General features: G+C 66.5%; 17 protein-coding genes and 1 pseudogene. 4 read left to right on the top strand and 14 right to left on the bottom strand.

Going from position 1 to position 23,264, the window contains the following annotated elements; translation table 11 throughout:
• Positions 1-111 precede the first annotated feature (111 nt).
• From RZO50_RS04520 to RZO50_RS04495, 6 genes are all read right to left on the bottom strand, one after another.
• Positions 112-3,309 (bottom strand): type I restriction endonuclease subunit R, encoded by a 3,198-nt coding sequence (locus RZO50_RS04520; RefSeq protein ID WP_322598484.1) that lies wholly within the window; start codon positions 3,307-3,309, stop codon positions 112-114.
• Positions 3,306-4,496: a Fic family protein gene (locus RZO50_RS04515; RefSeq protein WP_322598483.1), complete on the bottom strand. Its 1,191-nt coding sequence runs from the start codon at positions 4,494-4,496 to the stop codon at positions 3,306-3,308. Before RZO50_RS04515 ends, RZO50_RS04520 begins: the two co-directional genes overlap by 4 nt.
• A gap of 50 nt (positions 4,497-4,546) precedes the next feature.
• Positions 4,547-5,812 (bottom strand): hypothetical protein, encoded by a 1,266-nt coding sequence (locus RZO50_RS04510; protein WP_322598482.1) that lies wholly within the window; start codon positions 5,810-5,812, stop codon positions 4,547-4,549.
• Positions 5,813-6,013: 201 nt separating this feature from the next.
• Positions 6,014-7,198, bottom strand: coding sequence for a restriction endonuclease subunit S (locus tag RZO50_RS04505; RefSeq protein WP_322598481.1), 1,185 nt, complete (start codon positions 7,196-7,198; stop codon positions 6,014-6,016).
• Positions 7,198-8,805 carry a class I SAM-dependent DNA methyltransferase gene (locus RZO50_RS04500; protein WP_322598480.1) on the bottom strand — a complete coding sequence of 536 codons (1,608 nt, stop codon included), beginning with the start codon at positions 8,803-8,805 and terminating at the stop codon, positions 7,198-7,200. Before RZO50_RS04500 ends, RZO50_RS04505 begins: the two co-directional genes overlap by 1 nt.
• An 8-nt stretch (positions 8,806-8,813) precedes the next feature.
• Positions 8,814-10,826, bottom strand: a complete 2,013-nt coding sequence (locus RZO50_RS04495; RefSeq protein WP_322598479.1) for a hypothetical protein — start codon at positions 10,824-10,826, stop codon at positions 8,814-8,816.
• A gap of 192 nt (positions 10,827-11,018) precedes the next feature.
• Here RZO50_RS04495 and RZO50_RS04490 point away from each other — a divergent pair, with 192 nt between their 5' ends.
• Together RZO50_RS04490 and RZO50_RS04485 are read left to right on the top strand one after the other, a co-directional pair.
• On the top strand, positions 11,019-11,639 hold the full coding sequence (locus tag RZO50_RS04490) for a hypothetical protein (RefSeq protein ID WP_322598478.1): 621 nt from the start codon (positions 11,019-11,021) through the stop codon (positions 11,637-11,639).
• 56 nt (positions 11,640-11,695) lie between these two features.
• Positions 11,696-12,715: an NINE protein gene (locus RZO50_RS04485; RefSeq protein ID WP_322598477.1), complete on the top strand. Its 1,020-nt coding sequence runs from the start codon at positions 11,696-11,698 to the stop codon at positions 12,713-12,715.
• Positions 12,716-12,774: 59 nt separating this feature from the next.
• On the opposite strand, the gene RZO50_RS04480 is transcribed toward RZO50_RS04485, so the two are convergent.
• From RZO50_RS04480 to RZO50_RS04455, 6 genes are all read right to left on the bottom strand, one after another.
• Positions 12,775-12,891, bottom strand: coding sequence for an SDR family oxidoreductase (locus tag RZO50_RS04480; RefSeq protein WP_322598476.1), 117 nt, complete (start codon positions 12,889-12,891; stop codon positions 12,775-12,777).
• A 109-nt stretch (positions 12,892-13,000) separates the two neighbouring features.
• A complete protein-coding gene (locus RZO50_RS04475; RefSeq protein WP_322598475.1) occupies positions 13,001-13,408 on the bottom strand; it encodes a GNAT family N-acetyltransferase in 408 nt (135 codons plus the stop codon).
• 47 nt (positions 13,409-13,455) lie between these two features.
• Complete coding sequence (locus tag RZO50_RS04470) at positions 13,456-15,768, bottom strand: beta-xylosidase/alpha-l-arabinosidase (RefSeq protein WP_322598474.1); 2,313 nt, start codon at positions 15,766-15,768, stop codon at positions 13,456-13,458.
• A gap of 43 nt (positions 15,769-15,811) precedes the next feature.
• Positions 15,812-16,690: a carbohydrate ABC transporter permease gene (locus RZO50_RS04465; RefSeq protein WP_322598473.1), complete on the bottom strand. Its 879-nt coding sequence runs from the start codon at positions 16,688-16,690 to the stop codon at positions 15,812-15,814.
• Positions 16,691-16,712: 22 nt separating this feature from the next.
• Complete coding sequence (locus RZO50_RS04460; RefSeq protein ID WP_322598472.1) at positions 16,713-17,588, bottom strand: carbohydrate ABC transporter permease; 876 nt, start codon at positions 17,586-17,588, stop codon at positions 16,713-16,715.
• Positions 17,589-17,740: 152 nt separating this feature from the next.
• Positions 17,741-19,012, bottom strand: coding sequence for an ABC transporter substrate-binding protein (locus RZO50_RS04455; RefSeq protein ID WP_322598471.1), 1,272 nt, complete (start codon positions 19,010-19,012; stop codon positions 17,741-17,743).
• 213 nt (positions 19,013-19,225) lie between these two features.
• Between RZO50_RS04455 and RZO50_RS04450 the strand changes: the two genes are divergently transcribed.
• Complete coding sequence (locus RZO50_RS04450) at positions 19,226-20,227, top strand: LacI family DNA-binding transcriptional regulator (RefSeq protein ID WP_322598470.1); 1,002 nt, start codon at positions 19,226-19,228, stop codon at positions 20,225-20,227.
• A 106-nt stretch (positions 20,228-20,333) separates the two neighbouring features.
• Here the strand turns inward: RZO50_RS04450 and RZO50_RS04445 are convergent, their stop codons facing one another.
• Positions 20,334-21,263, bottom strand: coding sequence for an NAD(P)/FAD-dependent oxidoreductase (locus RZO50_RS04445; protein ID WP_322598469.1), 930 nt, complete (start codon positions 21,261-21,263; stop codon positions 20,334-20,336).
• A 143-nt stretch (positions 21,264-21,406) separates the two neighbouring features.
• Between RZO50_RS04445 and RZO50_RS04440 the strand changes: the two genes are divergently transcribed.
• Complete coding sequence (locus RZO50_RS04440; protein WP_322598468.1) at positions 21,407-22,405, top strand: endonuclease/exonuclease/phosphatase family protein; 999 nt, start codon at positions 21,407-21,409, stop codon at positions 22,403-22,405.
• Positions 22,406-22,435: 30 nt separating this feature from the next.
• On the opposite strand, the pseudogene map reads toward RZO50_RS04440, so the two are convergent.
• Positions 22,436-23,214: pseudogene (map, locus tag RZO50_RS04435) on the bottom strand (type I methionyl aminopeptidase).
• Between the last annotated feature and the right edge of the window lie 50 nt (positions 23,215-23,264).

The following is a 23,264-nucleotide window of genomic DNA, read 5'->3' as shown; positions in this document are numbered from 1 at the left end:
GGGGATCCCCTCAACGATCAGCTCCGCGTCGGTGCAAGCGCGCCCGTGGAGCTTGGGGATCTGCGTTTCGCAGGAACGAGAATGCCGACCCGGAATGGCCGACGGGAGTGATCAGATGGTCGGCGCCCGGTCGGGGCGCTCATCCGCGTACCGTGGAGCCATCGATTCCATCTGGTCCATGACGAGCTTGATGGCATCGGGTTGCTTGTCCGGCGGGTATTTGTACTTGACGAGAAGCCGTTTGATCGATGATCGGAGTTTCGCGCGAACGTCGTCACGCACCGTCCAATCGGTCCGCACGTCGCGCCGCATGACCGACACCAGTTCGCGCGCGATCTGCGCGAGCACGTCTTCGCCCTGCACGTCGACCGCAGACTCGTTCGTGGCGACCGCGTCGTAGAAGGCGAGTTCGTCGCTTGAGAGTGGCGGCGTGAAGGCGTCGCCGCGAGATGCCTCGTCGGCGACGTCCTTGGCGAGCTCCACCAGCTCGGCGATCACTTCGGCGGAGGTGAGTTGCTGGTTCGTATAGCGGTTCATGATCTCGGCGATGCGCTCCGAGAAGGCGCGTTGGCGCACCAAGTTGCCCCGTGTGGCGCTCGCGCCGGCGTCGGTCAGCGATTTGCGTAGCGCCTCGATCGCGAGGTGCGGGTTCGGCGCGGCCTGTGCCTTGGCGAGGAACTCCGGCCCCAGTTCGTCGAGCGCGACACGGGGAAGGCCTGCGGCGTCGTAGATGTCGAGCACATCCCCGGGAGCGATCGAATCGGCCACGAGCGTGCCCAGGAGGCGGGAGATCTCCTCCGGGATCGGTTCGTCTCTCGACTGCCGCTCCGCCGCGTCGAACTTGGCCATCCACACACGGACCTCCTCATAGAAGGCGATCTCGTCGTGCAGTTCCGCGAGTCCGTCACGTCCTGATGCCAGTGCCCATGCGCGGGCGAGCTTTCCGGTGGCGGTGCGGTATCGCGTCGACAACCGGTCGGGCCCGAGCTCTTCCGCTTTGAGGGGGTTCTGGGGGTCGCGCAGATAGTTCGTCGTGGTTGTCGCAGCGGTCCGCCACGCGCGCGAGCCGCCCTTTCGGACGATGGATCGCCAGTCACAGTCGGCAAGCATGTCGCGGATCTGGGCGACCAGCTGGGTGGCAATCTGCACCGCCTCGTCGACGTCCCGCCCGATGGGCCTGTTCTCCTGGTCGGAGACGGTGTATTCGCTCAGCGCCTTCGCGAGGTTGTCGGCGAGGGGCGCATAGGCGACGAGCAGCCCGTCTTTCTTTCCTCTGAAGGTGCGGTTCACACGTGCGAGGGTCTGCATGAGCAGCGCCCCCTTGAGAGGGCGGTCCAGGTACAGGGTGTGCAATGGTGGCGCGTCGAACCCGGTGAGCATCATGTCCTTGACGATCACCAGCTCAAGCTCGTCGTCCGGGTCCTTCAGGCGCGCTTTGATGGCCTTGTTCTCGGAGTCTCGTCGCACGTGGTCACTCACCGGCGGCTGGTCTGAGGCCGAGCCCGAGTAGACGACCTTGATACGCCCGGCATCGAGCGCGTCGGAGTGCCAGTCCGGTCTCGACGCGACGATCGCCGCATAGAGACGGGCGCAGATCTCGCGTGTACCCCCGACGATCAGGGCCTTCCCGGGGGACTCGACGAACGTCGCCATGCGAGTGCGCCGCTCCTCCCAGTGCTGCACGAGATCGGCGGCGAGGGTTTCGATCCGTTCGGGGGCGCCGTAGACGGCGTTGACGACGGCGACGGAGGCTTCGAGCCGGGCCCGCTCCGTGTCGTCGAGCCCGATGGTGTACTCATCGGCGGCTCGGTCGATGTCTTCTTCACTGGTGTCGTCGGCGAACGACACCTTGACGAGGCGCGGTTCGAAGTAGACGGGCACGGTCGCCCCGTCGTCGACGGCACGGGAGAGGTCGTAGATGTCGATGTAGTCGCCGAACACCGCACGGGTGTCGCGTTCTGCGAAAGAGATCGGCGTGCCGGTGAAGGCGATGAGCGTCGCGTTCGGCAATGCATCGCGCAGGTGTCGGGCGTAGCCGTCCAGGTCGTCGTAGTGGCTGCGGTGGGCCTCGTCGACCACGACGATCACGTTGCGACGATCGGTCAGCAACGGGTGATGAGTGCCGGCGCGCTTCTCGGCCTCGGTGAGCCCGAACTTCTGCAAGGTGGTGAAGTAGATTCCGCCGGTCACACGATTGCTGAGCTCGTCTCTCAGTTGCGAGCGTTCGCGCACCTGCACGGGCTTTTCGGCGAGCAGCAGGCTCTGGTCGAAGGTCTGGAACAGCTGTCCGTCGAGTTCGGTGCGGTCGGTGACGACGATGACGGTGGGGTTCTTCAGCTTCGGGTGTCGGGAGACGAGGTTCGCGTACAGCTCCATCTCCATCGATTTGCCTGACCCCTGCGTGTGCCAGACCACCCCGGCCTTGCCGTTGGTTTCGACGGCCTGGACCGTCGAGCCGACGGCTTTGGCGACGGCGAAGTACTGGTGGGGTTTGGCGATGCGTTTGGTGAGACCCTCGGCATTCTCATCGAACGCGGTGAAGCTTCGCACCAACTGCAGAAACCGCTCTTGGTTGTAGAGGCCGTTGAGCGCATCGTCGATCGGTTCGACTGAGACCCCGTCTTCGATGCGGGGTTGGGCGAGCCGGGTCCCGTCATCGTCGACGTTCCAGGGCGCAAAGTGGTTGAGCGGGGTGAAGGGCGTCCCGTACTTCGCTTCGACGCCGTCGCTGACGAGGGTCATCACGCAGAACCGGAACGCCATCGGGAACTCGCGCAGGTATGTCTGCAGTTGGCGGTGGGCGTCGGCGATGCCGGCGGATGCGGCACCGGCACGTTTGAGTTCGACGATGCTGAGCGGCATGCCGTTGACGAACAGCACGATGTCGAACCGACGATGCAGGTCACCGTGGCGAATCGTCACCTGATTGACGGCGAGCCAGTCGTTGTCCGACGGGTCGGATCCGAGCAGTCGGAGGCGGGGATTGTGTTCGACGCCATCGGCGTCGAGATACGTGAGGGGATACCCCTCGACGAAGCATCGGTGGATGCGCTGGTTCTCGGTGAGCACGTCTTGCGATGTCGGGGAGGCGATCTCGGCGACCGCTTGTTGCACGTATTCGCCGGGCACGCCGGGGTTGAGTCGGCGCAACGCGTCGAGCAGGCGGGGGCGAATGAGCAGGTCATCCCAGCTGTCGCGTTCACCGGAGCCGGGCGCGATCGCGTCGCCCGTCAGGGGCCGCCACCCCAAGGGCTCGGCGAGGGTGTCGAGTGCATCCTGCTCCCAGGTGGCCTCTGTGAGTGCGGTCATGATCTTCCTTCCCTGGGCTCGTCGTCGAAGGCATCTTCGGTCGTGACCGCAGCCCAGATCTCGGTCGCCACCCAACGCTCGCGCCCGCCTCGACCCCACCGTCCCGCCGATCGGAGCCAACCGCGCGACTCAGCACGCCGAAGCGCCGCCGATGCGGCCGGCCGGCTGACTCCGGCGTGCCGGACGACTGCGGCAACGGTGACGACGGGGTTGCGGAAGACGAGGTCGACGACCGAGGTCAGCGCCGAGCGATCATTGATGGTCTCTCGCCGGTAGCGTTCGCGGATCTCGACCAGCGCGCGTATTCGGGCGGCTGACTGGTTCGCCTGCTGCTCGACGCCCTCGCTGAAGAACTGCACCCATTCCTCGATCTCGGCGCGCTCACGTACCGCCTGGAGCCGGTCGTAGTACTCGTCGCGGTTGCGCTCGAAGTACCCCGAGATCGGCAGGATCGGCGCACTCAGCACGCCATCGGACACGAGGAGGAAGCCGATCAGGAGCCGGCCGATTCTCCCGTTTCCGTCGAGGAACGGGTGAATCGTCTCGAACTGATAGTGCATCATCGCCGCGCGCAGCACCGACGGCATTGTGGAGGGCTCGTTGACGAATCTCTCCCAGTCCGCGAGGAGCTCTCCCAACCTGTCGTGGTGCGGCGGGATGAACCGCGCGGTCTCGGGCCGAGCGTTGGGGGATCCGATCCAGACGGGAGAGCGACGCAGCTCCCCCGGAAACTTCTCCTCGCCGCGAACGCCGGTCAGAAGCGTTTCGTGCAGAGCGCAGAAGAACCGCTGCGTGAGCGGCCACTCTCGAAGCAGCTCTCGGCCTTGCGCGGCGGCATCGAGATACGTGTTCACCTCGCGCAGATTCTCATCTGCGATGGGTTCGTCTGAGCTCTCCGCACTCAGCACGTCGCTGAGAGACGCTTGGGTGCCTTCAATGCGGGAGCTCGAGAGGGCTTCCTGCGCCATTGCCGGGCCGAGAAGTAGCTCGGGGTCATCGATGAGCATCGCAAGCCCCGAAAGCCGACCGAGCGCGATGTCCGCCCGAGACACGGCGGCCATCGACTCGGGGCTCAGCACGAGCGTCCGCGGGATCGGCGTCGGCAAGAAGAAGGGGTGCGGCCACGCGCCGATCGGGTTGGTTGTGAGCGAACCGAATCGGTCGTTCACGTACAGCTCCGTGCGCATGCTGCGCCTTTCATGTTCCTTCTAAAGAAGAAAGATAAGCTCCTGGAAGCTTACTTCTTCTCCCCTTCTTGTAAACCTTCCGGTTCGCGAAACGAATCTGAAGCGTGGTCAGGCTGACCAGAAGACTCCGGGTCCGACGTGCGTTGCAGCCGCTCGGCGAGGCGTCCGGCGAGTCTGCCCGTCGACAACCGGGCGTTCTCCATCGCTTCGGCACCGAATCGTCCGGCAGCCTGAATGCCGTCTTTGCCGGCGCCCACCACGTCGTCCCTTGCGTCGATCGCCGCAGCCGACCACCGGCGTGCTTCAACGAACTCGCTCTCGTCCGCGAGACCGAGCGTCACATGCAGATCGCCGACATGCGTCACGACGGTGTTCCGTGCGGTCACAACGGTCTTTGCGGAGAGGGGGTTCAGGAGCACCTTGGCGTTCGCACGGCTCGCCGCGGCATCCATTCGCGCCAGCAGTTGCGCCGTCGTCTTCGCGATCGCGTCGGTTCGCCGCTGGCGTGCCGTGTGCAACGCGAGGCGGTGGCGGTCGAGTTCGTCGGGCGAGGCGTCGAGAACGCGATCGATCTCGAGCACTGCCATCGCGTCTTGCAGTTGGAAGCAGCGAGCGAGCACCGCGAGCCATTCCACGACGCTTCCTTGCGCTTGCTTCGATAGGTCGGCGAGGTCACCGATCTTCGTTTCCTTTTCGAGTTTCCCGGCGAGCGCATCGAGTTGGCGCAACGAGTACGCCTGCGTGCGCGCAATCGTGGACGCCGAACCCTGAATCTTCGACCAGGTCACCTCCGAGACTCGACCGACCTCTGCGCGCACGACCATCGCTTCGTCGAGCATCAGCTCAACGCCGATCATGTCTGCGAGCACCGCATCCTTCTGAGCACGGAGGATGTCGTCGACTTTGGCGTCGATCTTCGCGAGGTAGTCGGTGATCTCTTGCATCTGCTGCTGCATGGCGTACTGCGCCATGATGCCGCCGACACCGGCGAGGATCGCCGGGTTGGTCAGCATCGCCCCGGCATTGCCGGGCTTGAGGAACTGTAGGTTCTTGGTGAACTGACCGTTCGCCCCACGCGTCGTGGCTTGAACGAACTCTCCCCCCGAACGCTGGACGAGGTTTGCGCTCTGTGCGGCGCGCGCCGACTCTTCGGTGAGCTTCATCCAGCGCCCGGCGTTGGCAGAGACTTCCGAAGCGACTTGGAGGCTCGAGCCACCCTTGGCGATTGTCGCGTGAAGCGGCCGCAGATCAAGCTCCCGCGATGGCATGCCGGACGATTCGGCGAAGCGCGCGACCGCGGAGGGGTCACCGAACACGACGAGCCCTTCACCGTCGCTGATGACCTCGAGCTCGGCGCTCCGGTCACCGTCGCTGCTCTCGAGGGTGTCGTGGTCATCACTCATGGCAGTTCCCCACGATCCACCCCGCAGCGGCGAAGAACTTCCTCACGCTCGATACCCCCCGGTCATCGCGACAGTGCAGTCTTGTGACTGTATCCGGTCATGGCACCACCGCGCTCACGCTCCGGCGTCGGAGGCGAGCCTCTCCGCGTCGCGCACGCGGAGCTTGCCCAACATGAGCTGGGGGAGCAGTGCGTCGCGGGTCGCGGCGAGGGTTCGGTTCTCGGCAAGACTCGCCCATGTGGCGTCGCGGAGACCATCGAGCCTCGAGGCAATTGATCCGACGACCTCCGGCTCTGGCCATCGAACCTCAACCGCGGCTAGATCCTTCCAGCTGGTACGGGGCATCCGCGTCCCCTCGCTAGCGGATACCACTTCCTCGATTACTCGGTCGCTAGAGAGCGCAGCCAGCAGGACTGACGACTCCAGCGGATCTCGACTACGCACCACTAGAACGTCGGTTGAGCAGATTCCACTCCGCGGCGCCGCGACAACCTTGTGAAAATACGGTCGCAGCTTCCCGAAGAGAACATCTCGCGCTTCGAAGCGCGACTTCCCACTCGATACCTCTTCAGCTCGGCCGCCCTCGGTGAGCCACACGTTGCGCCGGCCGATATGTTCCAGCCCGACATAGAGCGAACCGGGATCCACCGTGGAGGGGTCGACCCCTGACCGAGGCGAATCCGCCACATCGCCGACTCGCACGGTAGGTGCGTCGAGTGACGCATACTCCGCCCGCACCAGTTCATCCGCGGTGGCGGCGAGGGCGGTGTTGGCGGCGATCTTGTCGTCGAGAGCACCCAGCACCTCGGCGATCGCCTGCTGCTCTGGCAGTGGAGGCAGTGGGATCTCGAGCGCTGACAGGATCCCGAGGTTCGTATGGGGGACCCCAGTTGATATGGCGCGATCCTCAATTTGCTTTAGGAACTGCGGAGTTGTCGAGGCGTAGTAAACGAACTCCGGGACGGCTTTGGTGCCGTCCACGCGCAACCGCATCTGGCTCTGAGAGACGACGTATGTGTCGATGGGCCCGGGTGGCACGAGCGATACCTGACCGAGTGTTCCCCGTTGTGTGTACACAATGTCGCCGGGCGCTGCGGTGTTGCGCGAAAGGTCACGCTCGAACTTCTCGGTAGAAACGAACGCGTACTCACCACCTATGAACCTGCCGAACCCCATGTTCGCGCCGCGGATGACCGGAATCCCTGTCAGGACGTAGTCTTTGCTAACGAGTGACGAACCAAAGGGACCGCCGATCAGTCCCCGCTCGGCTGCAATTGCCGAGAGCGGCTTAGCTGGCATCACACACGCCCCAACTGCTCGCGCACGACGTCGGCCAGCCGGGCAGACTCGGCGAACTGAGCCTCGAGTTCCCCGCGCAGCCGTGCGAGCTTCTGTTCGATCGGCTCACCGTCGTCCTCGATCTCGGCGGCCCCGACGTAGCGTCCGGGGGTCAGCGCGTAGTCGGCGGCTTTGATTTCGGCGAGCGACGCCGAGAAGGAGAAGCCGGGCACATCGGCGTACTCGTCGGGTGCGGCGTCCGATTCGATTCCGCGCCACGCGTGAAAGGTGCCGGCGATCTTCGCGACGTCGTCATCGCTCAGAGCGCGCTCGCGACGATCGACCATGTGGCCGAGGTTGCGGGCGTCGATGAAAAGCACCTCGCCGGCGCGCTTTCCCTTGTCTTTGGCGAAGAACCACACGCACACCGGGATCGTGACCGAGCGGAAGAGCTGAGTCGGCAGCGCCACCATGCACGAGACGAGGTCGGCTTCGACGATCTCGGCGCGGATCTTGCCCTCGCCGCCCGAGTTCGACGACATCGAGCCGTTCGCCATGACGACACCGGCCGTGCCGCCAGGGGCGAGCTTCGAGAGAATGTGCTGAAGCCACGCATAGTTCGCATTGCCCGCAGGTGGCACGCCGAAGCGCCAGCGTGGGTCTTCGTCGTTGCGCGCCCAGTCTTTGATGTTGAACGGCGGGTTTGCCATGACGAAGTCGGCCTGCAGATCGGGGTGCAGGTCGCGCGCGAGCGTGTCACCCCACCGCGGCCCCAGATTGCCCGACAGCCCGTGGATCGCAAGGTTCATCTTGGCCATGCGCCACGTGCGCTCGTTGAGCTCCTGCCCGTACACCGAGATGTCGCCGCCCTCACCGTGGTGGGCGTCGATGAACTTCTCGGCCTGCACGAACATGCCGCCCGACCCGCAGCACGGGTCATACACGCGGCCGTGCGTCGGCTGCAGCAGCTCGACCAGCACTCGCACCACACCGGCCGGCGTGTAGAACTCCCCGCCCCGCTTGCCCTCGGCGGCGGCGAACTTTTCGAGGAAGTACTCATAAACCTCGCCGAGCAGGTCGCGGGCGCGACGCCCGTCGGACCCGCCCTGCCCCTGCGCGGCGAACCGAGCCGAATTGAACAGATCGACCAGTTCGCCCAAGCGTCGCTGATCGATGTTGTCGCGGTTGAAGATGCGGGGGAGAGTTCCCGACAGCTGCGGGTTGCTCTGCATGACCGCTTCCATCGCCTCGTCGACGAGCGCACCGATCGACTTCTCGGCCGCCCCCATCGAGGGCCCGAGCCCCTTGGCGTTCTCCGCGAGGAATGCCCAGCGCGCGTTCGCCGGCACCCAGAACACCCCGCGGCCGGTGTACTCGTCGACGTCGTCGATGAGTTCGGCGATCTGGTCCTCGTCATAGCCGTCGGCGGAAAGCTCGGTGCGGATGGCGGCGCGACGCTCGTCGAACGCGTCGGAGACGTACTTCAAAAACACCAGGCCGAGGATGACGTCTTTGTACTGTGACGCATCCATCGAGCCACGGAGCTTGTCGGCAGCCTTCCAGAGCGTGTCCTTCAGCTCCTTCATCGTCGACGGCGCCTGTGCGGCAGCTTTGGGTGTGCGGGCCATGGGTGTCCTTACTGCTCGGATACCGCGTGTGCGGTGGGGGTGGAATCGATGATGGTCACAGCTCCCGACGTCGCGCCGGCGATGAGCACAGACGCGTAGTGGTCGATGCGCGCCATTCGCGCCGCAAGGCCCGCCCGGGCCTCGGCGACGTCGGCGAGCGCGGCGCGGACAGGGTCGACAGAGTGCGGGGGGACGCGGCGGAGCATCCACTGCTTCCACGCGGCGGGTCCGTGCGCCTGGCCCGCAATGTCGGCGGCGATGATCTCGGGCACCAGGCCGCCAGGGTCTTCGGGGGTGACCCGCAACACGCGAGCCGGATAGGCGACGACCTTGGACCCGTCACGATCGACCCAGGCGGCCGCGACGGGACTGGTGCGAAAGACCACATCCCCGGGCCGGGTGAGCGCCGCCGTCGGATGCGCAGCGGCGAAGGCGAACTGGTCAACCCGCGCCGACCCGAGACTCGAAGGATCATCGAGGTCATCCGCCGCGACGACCACGAGACCCTCATCACCGATGAGTTCGCGATCGAGCCGCGTTCCAGGGACGACACGGACGTGCCCCTGCTCGACCAGCTCGAGCACTGTGGCCGGCGCGGGCGCCGCTGCGCATCCCGGCTCGACGTGGATGGGGTCGAGTTCGGCCCGGATCGCCTCGGCCGCGGTGTCGATCAGCGCCGGTAACGCCTCGATATCACGGTGCCCGGCCGAACCACCGGTCGAAGCCGAGGCCACGAGGGAGCCACCTCGCGCGAGTAGCGACGCGGTGCGCGCGAACCGTGCGAAGCGGAACGCATGACCCCGAACATCACGGGCACCGCCCATGCTGGCCACCACATCCGAGACCAGATCGGTTCGCGTCGCCGGTGTGAGTCGATGCGCCGTGAGATCGGCGATCACCGTGAACCGGTCGCTGATCGGCACATGCCCCTTCGGTGCCCCGAACACCCACACCGCAAGCGCCTCTCGCGGCGCACTCTCGACCAGCCCGGGAGCCAGACGCACAATGCCACGTACGCGCCCCGTCCTCAACACATCTGCCCTCAGGCGCTCGTTCGCCGGATCAAGCGTGTCGACGAGCGCTCGAGCGGGGCCGAGCGCCACCGCGGTGTCGTCGTCGCCCAACCCCAACGCGACCTCGTCGAGCGCTCCCAGCATGCGCACCTCATCGTCGCCGCGGGCACCTGGCACTCGGGCCACCACGACTCGGGGTGAATCGCGCACGACCGCCGGCTCTTCGACCCATCGACCCTCGACGGTGAGCCGACGTCGCGCACGGCGCGACTCCGGACCGTGCGGCAACGTGACCGAGACATCGTCGCCCACCGCACGGCAGATCCCCGCAGACAGCGCCGCATCGTGCCGATCAAGCTCGACAGCCGCCGAACCCCCTTCAGTGAGGGCCTTCACGGCCTCGGCGATCAGAGTGACCGCGTCGTCATGCAGCCGCCCGGCCGATCCCGCTGCGCCCCCGACCGCGGCGCGACGGGCCGCGACGACGGCGAGCGCGCCTCCCGGCGAATAGGCAGCATCGACGAGACGGTCGATCCAGCCCACCCACGGCGCTCCCCGGTCGGCGTGCTCCTCAACCTCGGCGCGCAGGTATCGGTCATCGTGGTCAGCGCCTTGTGCCGCGCGACGAAGATCTTCGACCGAGAGATCCGCGAGGTCACCGATCGCCGCCTGAAGGGCGATCAGGCCCTCGATTTCGGCAACGGCCTGCGCGTCTTCGTACGAGAAGCCTTCCGGCCTCGCGGCCGCGGCGGCATCGGCGCGCACCTCGTCGTTGTTGCCGTGTCCGGTGCGCGCCAGCCACTCGGCCACCTCCGTGGCATCGAAGGTGTCCGAGCCGCGGCGGGTCCCGACCGGTGCGGGGAACGGATCGTCCGAGCGGGCGAATCGGGTGCGCCACATCGAGGGGACGGGCCGCTGCACACCGGCCAGTTCCGCGACACCCGCGAGCGTGAGCACCAGCGGTGTGCTGGCGATGGCACGCAGGTCGCCTGCCGCGGGTGTGGTCATGCCAGGAACGCTAGCTCAAGGGCGCTGAAGGTATGCGGTTTCGCACGATAACTGGGGTTATCAGCTCAACTCGATCTAGAGGCGGAGGTGAGTCATAGCTTCTCCGTGGCGACGTTCTTGGTCGTCGAGTGGGCGGCCACGCACTGGGGGAGCCGGCGGCCCACTCTTCCCTCATCCCCCCAAGGAGAGGCCATGCGCACCATCTTCACCTCCGCGCTCGCGGCTGCCGCACTCGTCATCCTGGCAGCGTGTACGGCCGCGCCGCCGGAAGTCGACCCGTCGCATCTTCCCGATACGACTCCGGTAGCCGAGGCGCCCACGCCGAAGCCCACCGAAACAAGCACGGACTCCGCGTTCGGCGAGCGCGTCGTCAACGACCGCGGAAACCTCGTCAAGGAGATCGGGCAGCTCGCCGGTGTCAGCCTGCCAGAGCACGACGACGTCACGGCCGCACAGTTCGCCGTCACCGACGTCATCGTCGACATCGAGTGCTCCGACTACGCGGTCGACCCCGCCAATGGGCACTACGTCGGCATCCACCTCAACGTCGAGACGACTCCCGACCTCGCACTGGACGACATCGGGTCCCTGTCATTCGCATCGTGGGGCTGGCAGGCGTACGGAGCCGATGGCACGCGCGTCAACGACCCCATCGGCAACTCGTACTCCTGCCTCGACCCGACCGACGAGCTACCCAGCGAGATCGGGCCGGCCCAGAGCGTATCCGGCTGGGTCGTGCTCGACCTCCCCACACCGACGGGCTCGGTCGTGCTCACCATGGGCGGCCCGAGCGGTTGGGAGTGGTCCTACTGAGCGCACGACACACCTGACGCCCATCTCGCTATACCTCTCAACCGAAGGAGACACCCGTGTCCACCCCCTCCGCGCCGATCCCGGCGCCTCAGTCCACCGAGTCGCCGGCCGCAAGCGGGCAGCGCTCATTCTTGCTCGCGTGGCTTTTTTCCCTGTTCCTCGGCGCGCTCGGCGTCGACCGCTTCTACCTCGGGAAAGTCGGAACCGGCATCCTCAAGCTGGTCACGCTCGGCGGCCTGGGAATCTGGGTCCTCGTCGATCTGATCATCGTGCTCACGGGAAACGCGCGCGACAAGCAGGGGCGCCCCCTCGACGGATACGCCCGCTTGCGCACCGTCGCCTGGGTCGTCACCGCGGCCGTTGTCGCCCTCGGCATCATCGTCGGCGCGGTGAGCGGCGGAGGCGAGTCCGTCGCCGAGAGCCCCGCAACGAAGGTCGCTGCCGAGGAGGTCGAGTCCACCGAGCCGGTCGAGACCGAGTCGCCCGTCGAGACGGAACAGCCGGCCGAGCCTGAAGAGTCCGCCGCGACGTGGGCGGACGAGCAGTGGGGGTCTTTCGAGGTCGTCACCGAGCAGGGCACCGGCGACAGTCTCATCACCCTTCCCAGTGGCGCAACCGGCGGGATCGTATCGGCGACTCACGACGGTTCTCGCAACTTCGTCGTGTCGGTCCTCGATGCGTCGAACTCGTCAACGGGAGACCTACTGGTCAACACCATCGGCGCCTACAAAGGAACGACAGCCTGGGGCATCAACGCCCTCGGCGAAGGAACTCGAATCCAGGTGACCGCTGATGGCGCATGGACGCTCACCATCTCGCCGATGGGCGACGCTCCCGAATTGGCGTCGAGCGGGTCGGGCGACGCAGTGTTCCTCTACGACGGAGCCGCCGCGGCACTCACGGTCACACACGATGGCGAACGGAACTTCATCGTCACCGAAGAGACCTCTGAACTCTTCAGCGCCGGCCTACTCGTGAACGAGATCGGCCCGTATGAGGGAACCGTGCCTCTCTCTGCCGGCCCATCCGTCATCACGGTCAACGCGGACGGCAGTTGGACCACCGCGGTCCAGTAACCCTTGCGCCCGACGGGGTCGAGCCACACGGCTCGGCCACGTCGGGCGGTGGTTGGCGGTCAGAGGTGAGTTCCGCCGTCGATCCGAACTTCGGTTCCGGTGATGAACGCGCCGTCTTCGCTGGCGAGCACGGCGACGACCGTCGCAACAGCCTCCGGAGCGGCAAAGCCCCGCACGCAGGCCATGATGCCGCCGGGCGCTCCCTGATGCGCGGCCTGCTTCGAGCCTCACGGGAGGACCCCGACCTCGCGGCGGGTGGGTATCGCGTCAACGCGCCTCGTCTCGTCATCGCGCGGGCCTCACCATCGCGGTAACGTCCGGGGTGTCGAAGCCGAACTGCCGATACAGCCCGTGCGCGTCGGCGGTGAAGAGCACCCAGCGGAAGTCCCGGCCGGGGCCGTCTTCGACCATGAGCTGCAGCATCCGCTTGCCGAGGTCGTTGCCCCGGTGGCCGTCGATGACGAACACGTCGGCGAGATAGGCGATGTTGACACCGTCGGAGACGGCGCGGGCGAAGCCGACCTGCTCGCCGGTGTCGGCCCGATAGGCTCCGACGACGCGCCAGGCCGCGGTGATCTGCGTGTCGACATCGGCGCGGCTGCGCTCACGGCCCCAATAGGCCTCCGTCGACAGCCACTCCCACACGACATCCGGCTGGATCCGTGCGGGATCGTCGTCGAGCTCGTACTCCATCCGACGATTATCGCGGGCACCGAGTGGATCTCAGTGAGCGCTGCCTCTCATCGCACGTCCACCTCGACCGTCCGCGCGTCTCCCGCACTAAGGGGATAGACCGACCCAGACATCGTGAGCGTGCCCAGGGTCGCGGCCTGCGTCTCGCAATCGCGGCCGACCCAGAGCTCGATGTCTCCGGGTTCGACGATGCGCCGCATGGCTCGGTCGCTGAACGCGAATCGACTGGCGGGGATCTTCATCGACACGGTCTTCGATTGACCAGCGGCCAGCGGCACCCTCGTGAACGCGACGAGTTGCCGTGTGGGACGGGTGACGGACGCGACAACGTCGCGCGCGTAGATCTGCACAATCTCATCGCCCTCCCTGTCGCCGGTGTTGGCGACGGTGACCTCCAAGTGGACGTCCTCTCCTGCGGGGACCTCCCGGCGAACGAGGTGTGCGTCGCGATAGGCGAACGTGGTGTAGCTGCGGCCGAAGCCGAACGGGTACGCAGGTCGGGTTGGGACGTTCGACACGTCGGTGGCCCCACCGAGGATCGGATGCAGGTAGGAGTACGGCTGGCTTCCCGCGGATCGCGACATCGACACCGCCAGGCGACCGGAGGGGTTGACCCGTCCGCTCAGCACGCCCGAGATCGCCGACGCCCCCTCCTCGCCGGGGAAGAACGCTTGCACGATGGCCGCACCCCGCGCTGCCGCCCACTCAACGGAGTACGGGCGCCCCGACACCACGACGAGCACGACGGGTGTTCCCGAATCGAGCACGGCTTCGACGAGTCGGCGCTGTACGCCGGGGAGCTCGAGACTGTCTGTGTCGCATCCCTCGCCCACGGTGCCACGTCCGAAGAGGCCCGCACGGTCTCCGACGACGATGACAGCGGTATCTGCCCGTTGCGCGAGGGCAACCGCGGCGGGGATTCCGCCGTCGTCCGGGGAATCGACGGAGCATCCCTCCTCGAACCCGACGATCGACGCGAAGTCGGATCCCAGAGCGCCGAGCACGGTGGAGACGTCGATGCCGTCCGCGACGTCGGGATGCTGAGGGAGGACGTGGTTGATGAAGGCATAGCACCCGAAGAGGGCCGCTGTGCGGTCGGCGTTCGGGCCGATCACCGCCAGCTTCGTGTCGTGTGCGAGCGGCAGAATGCCCGCTGGCTCGAGGAGGGTCACGGATTTCTCCGCGATCTCGCGGGCCAGACTGCGGTGCTCGGCGGAGTCCAGTTCGATGGCTTCGTCCTGCCCATCGTCATCGAAGACGGATGAGGAGGGGTCGAGCAGTCCGAGGCTCTCCTTCTGCTCGAGGACGCGACGTAGTGCGCGATCGACGATCTCGATATCGGTCTTCCCCTCGCGTATGCGCGCGGCAAGAGGCTCGAGATACGCGTTGCCCGTGGGCAGTTCGATGTCGACGCCAGCCGCCAACGCCAGCTCTGCCGCCTCACCGAGGTCAGCGGCCACGCCGTGAAGCTGCTGCAGGAAAGCGACTCCGAAGTAGTCGGCGACGACGGTGCCATCGAACCCCCACTCGTCGCGCAGAAGACCGGTGAGAAGCTCCGGGTCCGACGCAACCGGCACACCGTCGATCTCTGCGTAGGAGTGCATCACCGACCGCGCTTGGCCGTCGCGGAGCGCCATCTCGAACGGAACGAGCAAGACATCGGCCACTTCTCGAGGACCCGCATGCACGGGGGCGAGGTTGCGGCCGGCACGGGAGTTCGAGTACCCGACGAAGTGCTTGAGGGTCGCGATCACTCCTGCCGATTGCAGCCCCCGAACATACGCTGATCCCAGCTCGCCGACCACGAACGGGTCCTCCGCGATGCACTCCTCCACGCGGCCCCACCGCACATCGCGGATCACGTCGAGAACCGGCGCGAGGCCTTGGTGCACGCCGAGCTCTGCCATGCTCTCCCCGATCAGCGCCCCCATCTTCTCGATGAGGCACGGGTCGAAGGTCGCGCCCCACGCCAGGGGTGTCGGGAAGGTGGTGGCCCGCCATGCCGCCAGGCCGGTCAGGCATTCCTCGTGGGCGATAGCGGGAAGACCGAGCCGCGTGTTGTCTCGCAGCCAGCGTTGAGCCGAACGCAGCGATGCTCGCCCGACGGACGGCGCGACCGGGACCGTGCCGAAGACTCGCGTGAAGTGACCGAGACCGTTCCGGGCGAACTCCTCGAAGGGCGGAGTCTTGCCACCCTGCTCGTCCTGGAGAGGAGCGACGCTCTCCCCCGTGGCAGCTGCTCCGGCCCAGAGACCGACGAGTTGGGCGAGTTTCTCCTCCAGGGTCATCTGCGCGATGAGGTCCTCGACGCGCGTGGAGCGCTGGGGCACTGTCTCGTCGTGGGTCATGGAGATCGTCATGCGGGGCTTTCTGATTGGTGGGGAGGGTGGCAAGGCCTGGGGATCAGCCCTTGAAGGCGCCGTCCATGACGCCGGCGACCATGCGTCGGCCGACGAAGAAGAACAGGATGAGCAGCGGAATCGTCGCCAGGAACGACCCCGACATCGCCAGTCCATAGTCAACGAAGTATTGACTCTGCAATGCCTTGATCGCGAGTTGCACCGTGTAGTTCTCGGGGGATTGCAGCACGATGAGCGGCCAGAGGAAGTCATTCCACGCGGTGACGAAGGCGAGCAGGCCAAGCACGAATCCGGCCGAGCTGACCAGGGGGAACGCGATGCGCCAGTAGATCTGCCACGTGCTGCACCCGTCGAGGCGAGCTGCCTGCATGAGTTCATCGCTCAAGACCGACGAGATGTGCTGCCGCATCCAGAAGATCCCGAACGCACTCGCCATCCCGGGCACGATCAGGGCCTGCAGGGTATCGATCCATTCGAGCTTGGCCATCACCATATACAGCGGGATGATCGAGAGCTGCGTCGGGACCATCAGCGTCGCGATGACGAAGACGAACAGGGTGTTCCGCCCCCGGAAATGCAGCTTGGCGAAGGCAAAGCCGCCGAGCGTGCAGAGGACTACCTGAGCGACGGCGATACTGCCGGCCACGATGAACGAGTTGATGATGCTCTGGATAAAGGGGACGGTGGTGAACACCTGCTCCGCAAGGGTGAAGAAGTTCCCGCCCGGTACGACCGTCGGCGGCATCTGAGACACCGCCGCCGAGTCGTTCGTCGATACGACGAACATCCAATAGAGCGGAAAGATGCAGACGAACGCGGCAAGGCTGAGGAAGAGGTACGTCCACCAGCGAACGCGGCCGGAGAAACCTCTCCTGCGCATCTTCTTCATCGGCACACCCGCTTCGGCAGCGAGCAAGGTCATAGTCTCGGTCATGGTGTCGCTTTCACTCGTCCGACGAGATGCGTCGAGACAGGAAGAAGTTGATGAGGGAGAAGGCCACGATCAGGAGGAACAGAACGACCCCGATCGCTGACCCGTATCCGAACTCGAAGTTTCCGAAACCCTGCTCGTACAGGAAGAGCGTGAGTGTCTGGAACTGCCGTCCCGCGCCACCGGTGAGTCCCGGCGCCGACAGGAGCAGCGGTTCGGTGAAGATCTGCAACCCGCCGATGGTCGACACGATGACCGTGAAGATGATCACCGGCCTCAGGGACGGGATCGTCACGAAGACGAACTGCTTGAATCCCCCGGCTCCATCGATCGCGGCAGCCTCGTAGATGTCTCTCGGAATGGCCTGCAAAGCGGCCAGGTAGATGAGCGTGTTGTAGCCGAACCAACGCCACATCACCATCGTGGCGATCAGCACGTGGCTCCCGAGGGTGCTCGCCTCGAAGTCGATGTTCTCGATGCCGAACCAGCCGAGAACGAAGTTGATCAGTCCGTAGTCGCGCCCGAACAACGAGGCGAAGACGATCGTGGTCGCAACGACGGAGGTGATGTAGGGCACCAGCATCGCCATGCGGAAGAAATTCGCGAACTTCAGTCGGGCGTGGTTCAACAGCTGGGCCAGAAACAGGGCGAACAGCAACTGCGGGACGGTGGAGAGGATCCAGATGCTGAACGTATTGCGCAGCGCATTCCAGAATCGCGGATCGCCGTACAGCTTCGTGAAATTCTCGAAGCCGATGAAGGTCTGGCCTCCGATGGGATTCCAGTCGAAGAGCGCGACGTAGAAGGTGAAGAGCGTCGGGAACAGCCCGAACACCGCGAAGATGACGAAGAACGGCGCGATGTAGAGGTAGGGCGACGCGGCGTCCATCCGACTTGCCGAGCGGATCTTGCGCGATGGACGACGATTCGCCGTCCCCGTTGATGTCACCGCCCGGCTGGAGGTCGTGAGTGTCACAGTGGACTTCTTTCGAATGGGGGATGGGCCCGAGACGTTCGCTCGGACCCATCCGAAATGGGTGCTTACTGGAGCGCGGTCTCGACGTTGTCCATCGCTCGCTCCCACGCGCCGTCGGCGGGCTCCTCGCCGTTCTCGACCTGACCGATCGTGTTCTGGATCGCGTTGTCGATGATGCGCTGCTGCGGCCCTTCGTAGATCGGCTGAATCGTCTCGACGCTGTTGGCGTAGATCGGACCGACCGGAGCGTCACTGAAGAACGTGCTCGTGAACTCCTGGATGTCAGGCGTTTCGTAGAGCTCCGGTGTCGAGGGGAAGTTGCCGTGCGTCTGGAAGACCTCGAGCTGCTGCTCCGGGGCCATCAGCCATGAGATGAACTCGTACGCTTCCTCCGGGTGCTCCGAGTTCTTCGGAATGGTCAGCTGACTTCCGCCCCAGTTGCCCGCATCTTCCGGAACAGCAGCAATGTCCCACTTGCCCGACGTATCGGGGGCCTGCTGCGAGATGTAGGTGGTCATCCACGCCGGGGCAGCAAGTACGGCGAAGTCGCCGTTGTTCATGCCCGCGTTCCACTCCTCGCTGAACGATCCGATCCGCGACGACAGGCCCAGGGAATCGAGCGCGAGGTCGAACGCCTTCTGAACTTGCGGGTTGCTCTCGTAGACGAAGTCCTCCGGGCCGTCGCCGTAGTACATCTGATCGCCTTGACGGACGACCGGGTTGTAGACCGAGTTGACGACGTTGTCGACCATGCCCTTGCCGGTCGCCTCGGTGTACTGGTTGCCGACGTCGATGAAGTCCTCCCACGTCGGCCACAGAGCGCTCACTTCGTCCCGATCCGTCGGGAGCCCCGCGGCCTCGAACAGGTCGGTGCGATAGGCCATGGCGAGTCCGCCGACGTCGGTCGGGATGCCCACGACTGATCCATCCGCAGCAACGCCTTGCTCCCAGCGCCAATCGAGGAACGAGGGCTGGATGTCATCGGCGCCCAGCGTGCGAAGGTCGACGAAGTTCTGCGGCTGCGCCTTGAACTGAGCCATGTAGCCGATCTCGATTGCCGCGACGTCCGGCCCCTTCCCACCAGCGAGCGCAGTCGTGAGGGCCTGCGCCTGCTCGTCCGCTCCCCCCGCATTCGTGATCTTGAGAGTGACGTTCGGGTTCTCCGCCTGGTACTTCTCGAACAGGTCGTCGAGCCCCATGCCGCCGAACGTCCAGACGTTCAGTTCGACGTTGCCGTCATCGCTCGATCCACCCGATGAGCCGCCGGAGCATCCCGCGAGCAAGGCCAACGCGGCACCTCCCGCGACGATCGCCGACAAGGTCTTGCGTGCCTTCATGGTTCCTCCACAGTGAGTGATTGCAGACTTCTTTGGTTGCTCCACGCAAGCGGTGCGCACTATGTTGATAAAGGAAGCGCTTCCTTGCGGGCCAGAGTCACCATATGTCAGTCGATCAGGGTTATGCAAGAGGCTGCAACATATTCGTCGAGTGGACGCCCTTGCTATGGAAGCGCTACCTTCAGAACGCGGTCGTCGACAGAGGAGTGGTTCGTGGTCACCTTGGACGACGTGGCCGCCCTGGCGGGCGTGTCACGGACAACGGCATCGCGTGCCATGAACGGGGTCACCACGGTCAAAGCCCCGTTGGCGAAGTCGGTGCTCGAGGCCGCTGAAACCCTCGGCTTCCGACCCAATCCCGCGGCACGTTCACTGGCACTCGGCCGCCACGATGCCATCGCACTGATCGTTCCGGAGAGCGACATCTGGGGAATGAGCAACTCCTTCTTCGCCAGCGTCCTCCAGGGTGCCATCCGCGAGATCGCGGGCTCCGAGCAGCAACTCGTCATGGTTGTCCGTGCCCGCTCGGACTCCGATGAGAAGTTCCTTCGCTATCTCTCGTCCAGTCATGTCGACGGGGCGCTCGTCGTGCTCGAGGCACACAACACCGAGCTGCCCCGCCTTCTTGCCGACTCCGGGCTGCCGGTCGTGTACATGGGACGGCCGTCGGAATCTGATTCGCTCCCGGTGTCGTACGTCGACGCGGATAATGTCGGCGGCGCGCGCGCGGCAGCCGAGTTGCTCGTGCAGGCAGATCGACGCCGGATCGGGGTTATCACCGGCACGCCGGAGCTCGGCGTCACACAAGATCGGCTGCGGGGCTGGCGCGAGACACTCCTTCGCCACGACATCGCGGACGACCTCGTCGTCACCGCGGACTTCCAACGTGACGGCGGCGCCGTCGCGATGGCGGAGATGCTCGACCGCGACTCCACAGTCGACGGGGTCTTCGTCATGAGCGACCTGATGGCGGCGGGCGCCCTTGCGACGTTGCGCGAGCGCGAGCGCTCGGTGCCACGGGACGTATCCCTCGTTTCGTTCGACGACACCGTGATCTCTACGGCAGTCGAGCCCCACCTGACCACCATCGCTCAGCCGTTCGTCGACCTGGGCGCGCTCATGGTCCGAACCTTGCGCGACCTCTGCGCGAGCCCCGCCGGCCCCCCGGTGCGGGTCACACTTCCGACTCAGGTCATTCTGCGCGACTCCGTCTGACCGGGTGGATTCCCGTGCGGGCGACCCGCCGGAAGGCCGCCGCGACACGCTGGTGGATGGGAGCACGAGCAGCATCTATCCACGGGTCACCGCCCGTTTCCGCCGGTTACGCGCCGGCGAGCGCGAGGCCCAGAGCGTGCCCGGATTCCCACGCGGTGCGCACGGCGGAGCGGTCACCCCAGGCGTCGCCGCAGGCGGAGAGCCCCGGAGTGGAGAAGAACGGCTCACCCGTCGTGCGGATGGGGCGGGCGAACGTCCAGCGGTGGGCGTGGGTCGCGACGGGGTCGACTTCGATGCCCAGCAGGTCGCGCGTGGCCGCGATGACGGTCGGGACCGCGCCGTTCGGGTCGTCGAGGTGGTCTCGCGCGCGCGACGTCGTGGTGTGCACCACGAGCACGGGCGCGGCGTCACCGCGTCGGTCGCCGTCGTCGGCGATGAAGGCCACGTCGGGATGGTCGTCGACGAACGCGCCGTGCAGATCGGCGGGCCACCGGCGCGTGTCCCACCGCAGCGCGACGGCGATGACCGGCTCCCAGCCCACGTCGCCACCGGGCGCGCGTGCGGTCAGGCGTGCCGCCTGCGGCCCGGGCATGGCCAGGACGACCTCCCCGGCGTCCTCACCGTCGACGCGGTACGGCTCGACCGCCGCGACCGTGGTCTCGGCGCAGACGTCGAGACCCTCAGCGAGGTCCACCGCGAGGGAGCGAAGTCCGCGCGGAGCAGCCCAGCGCATCGGCCCGCTCTTCTGCGTCTGGTCACCGTCTGCGCCGATCACGGCGAAGGTGTCGGTCCACGGCCGGGCGAGCCCCCGGTCACGCCACTCGTCGACGACCTCTTCGAACGGCGCGGATTCACCGACCACGAAGTAGGAGGCGCCGAGGTCGACGGGTCGGTCCCAGAGCGTCCGGCTCGCCAGACGCCCACCGACACGACGGCCGCGGTCGAGAACGCGGACCGACTTTCCGGCGGCCGTCACCGCCCGCGCACACGCAAGGCCCGAGATCCCGCCACCAACCACGGTCACATCCACTGTCATGCCTCCCATCTTCGCGCCCGGTGTCCGAGCGCGGACAGGGCTTGCGCCACACGTTCATGTGGTCCCGCGTTCCGGGGCGGGGCGCGGGCGGGGTCGGATGGCACTCCCAGTCAGCGCGGGAGCCGGGTGGCAGGATGTTGGCGATGATCACGGAGAGCGCACGACCCGGCGCCCGTCGGCGGACACGGCGACAGGTGATCGTGGGGACGACGATCGCGCTGGTGATCTCTCTCGCCGTCGCCGCGCTTCCCTATCTCGAGATCCGCGGAGTGGCCGCGATCCCGATCGCGCAGGCGCTGGTGCCCCTGGCCGCGGTCGGCCTTCTCGTGCTCGCCGTGATCTCGCTAGTCATGCGGTTGTGGCTGGCGGCGCTGGTCTTGGTGATTGGCGCCGCGATCAGCGGCATCCCGACCCTCACCCCCGTCGAGGCGGGACAGGCATGCGAGGCCGGCACACCGATGACCGTGCTGTCGTTCAACGCCAAGCTCTCCGGTGCTGATCCCGACGGCCTGGCCGAGTTGATCCGGGCGACCGAGCCGGATGCGGTGGCGCTGGTCGAGGTGGACGAGACGCTCATCGACGCCGTGCGGAGCGAGCCCGATCTCGCCGCCGCGCTCCCCCACCGCACCCGCGAGGTCACGCAGGGACAAGCGAGCGGAAGCGTGATCCTCTCCACCTTCCCGCTGTCATCGGAGGAGGATGTGCCCGGCAGCGAGTTCGACCAGGTCAGCGCGATCGCGGCGGTGCCCGGGGCGGGCGAGGTGCGGTTGGCCGCCGTCCACCCGCCGCCGCCGGTGTGGCAACCGAACGGCTGGCTCAGCGGACTGGACGAGATCGCCGCGTGGGTGGACCAGACCCCCGCGCACACCCTCATCATCGCCGGCGACTTCAACGCCTCGTTCGCCCACCCGGCGCTTCGCCGATTGTCCTCCGAGCTTCGCCCCGGCGCTGCCGCCGCGGGACCGATCCCCTGGCCCACCTGGCCCGAAGAGAAGGTGGTGCCCGCCTTCACGGCGATCGATCACACCTTCGCCCGCGGGGCCGATCCCGTGGGCTGGGAGAGCTTCGCGGTCGAGGGAAGCGACCACCGCGCGGTCGTCACCGAGTGGCGGCTGTGCTCGGAGTCCTCCGACGCGGAGTGACCCGGTCGCGCCGTGCGCGCGGGAGCGGGGTCAGCGTGCGGAGGGAAGGGTGAGGATCTCAGCCCCGGTCTCGGTGATGGCGATGGTGTGCTCGGTGTGCGCGGTGCGGCTGCCGGTGGCGCTGCGGAGTGTCCAGCCGTCGTCGTCGACGACGAGCTTGTCGGTGTCGGCCATGATCCAGGGCTCGAGGGCGAGCAGGAGCCCGGGGCGCAGCGGATAGCCGCGCGGCCGGGGCGGCCGGTGTTGGGGACGTGCGGGTCGCCGTGCATCGTGGTGCCGATCCCGTGACCGCCGAACTCGGTGTTGATGAGGTAGCCGTCACCCTTGAGGACGGTGCCGATGGCGCGCGAGAGGTCACCGATCTTCGCGCCGGGGCGGGCCGCGGCGATACCGGCGGCGAGCGCCCGCTCGGTGGTGTCGATCATCGCGAGGTCGGCCGGGTCCTGGGTGTCGCCGACGATGAAGCTGATCGCGGCATCCGCGGCGATCCCCCCGGTCATGACGGCGAGATCGAGGGTGAGCAGGTCGCCGTCGGCGAGGGCGTAGTCGTGCGGCATCCCGTGCAGCACGGCATCGTTCACGGCGGTGCAGATGTAGTGGCCGAAGGGTCCGTTGCCGAAGGACGGGGCGTAGTCGACGTAGCAGGAGACCGCCCCGGCGCCCAGGATCATCTCCTTGGCCCATTCGTCGATCTCGAGCAGGTTCGTGCCGACGGTCGCGCGGGCTTTCATCGCCTGCAGGACATCGGCGACGAGCGCACCGGTCACCCGGGCCTGGTCGACCTGCGCGGGGCTCAGGATCTCGATCAACGTTCATTCCTCCAGGGGTCGCCACGCCATCTTTCCAGACCGTCGCATGA

Origin of the sequence: Microbacterium xanthum (genome assembly GCF_034531355.1) — a bacterium.
Taxonomy (GTDB): Bacteria; Actinomycetota; Actinomycetes; order Actinomycetales; family Microbacteriaceae; genus Microbacterium; species Microbacterium xanthum.
The sequence above is the reverse complement of the archived record's forward strand: the minus strand, read 5'-3'. Positions and strand labels throughout refer to the sequence as shown.

Excerpts from the sequence above, each read along its gene's own strand:
- RZO50_RS04520 (WP_322598484.1), bottom strand. The coding sequence starts at position 3,309 with ATGACCGCACTCACAGAGGCCACCTGGGAGCAGGATGCACTCGACACC.
- RZO50_RS04445 (WP_322598469.1), bottom strand. The coding sequence starts at position 21,263 with ATGACAGTGGATGTGACCGTGGTTGGTGGCGGGATCTCGGGCCTTGCG.
- RZO50_RS04495 (WP_322598479.1), bottom strand. The coding sequence starts at position 10,826 with ATGACCACACCCGCGGCAGGCGACCTGCGTGCCATCGCCAGCACACCG.
- RZO50_RS04455 (WP_322598471.1), bottom strand. The coding sequence starts at position 19,012 with ATGAAGGCACGCAAGACCTTGTCGGCGATCGTCGCGGGAGGTGCCGCG.
- RZO50_RS04465 (WP_322598473.1), bottom strand. The coding sequence starts at position 16,690 with ATGACCTTGCTCGCTGCCGAAGCGGGTGTGCCGATGAAGAAGATGCGC.
- RZO50_RS04490 (WP_322598478.1), top strand. The coding sequence starts at position 11,019 with ATGCGCACCATCTTCACCTCCGCGCTCGCGGCTGCCGCACTCGTCATC.
- RZO50_RS04460 (WP_322598472.1), bottom strand. The coding sequence starts at position 17,588 with ATGGACGCCGCGTCGCCCTACCTCTACATCGCGCCGTTCTTCGTCATC.
- RZO50_RS04515 (WP_322598483.1), bottom strand. The coding sequence starts at position 4,496 with ATGCGCACGGAGCTGTACGTGAACGACCGATTCGGTTCGCTCACAACC.
- RZO50_RS04505 (WP_322598481.1), bottom strand. The coding sequence starts at position 7,198 with ATGCCAGCTAAGCCGCTCTCGGCAATTGCAGCCGAGCGGGGACTGATC.
- RZO50_RS04475 (WP_322598475.1), bottom strand. The coding sequence starts at position 13,408 with ATGGAGTACGAGCTCGACGACGATCCCGCACGGATCCAGCCGGATGTC.
- RZO50_RS04470 (WP_322598474.1), bottom strand. The coding sequence starts at position 15,768 with ATGACGATCTCCATGACCCACGACGAGACAGTGCCCCAGCGCTCCACG.
- RZO50_RS04500 (WP_322598480.1), bottom strand. The coding sequence starts at position 8,805 with ATGGCCCGCACACCCAAAGCTGCCGCACAGGCGCCGTCGACGATGAAG.
- RZO50_RS04440 (WP_322598468.1), top strand. The coding sequence starts at position 21,407 with ATGATCACGGAGAGCGCACGACCCGGCGCCCGTCGGCGGACACGGCGA.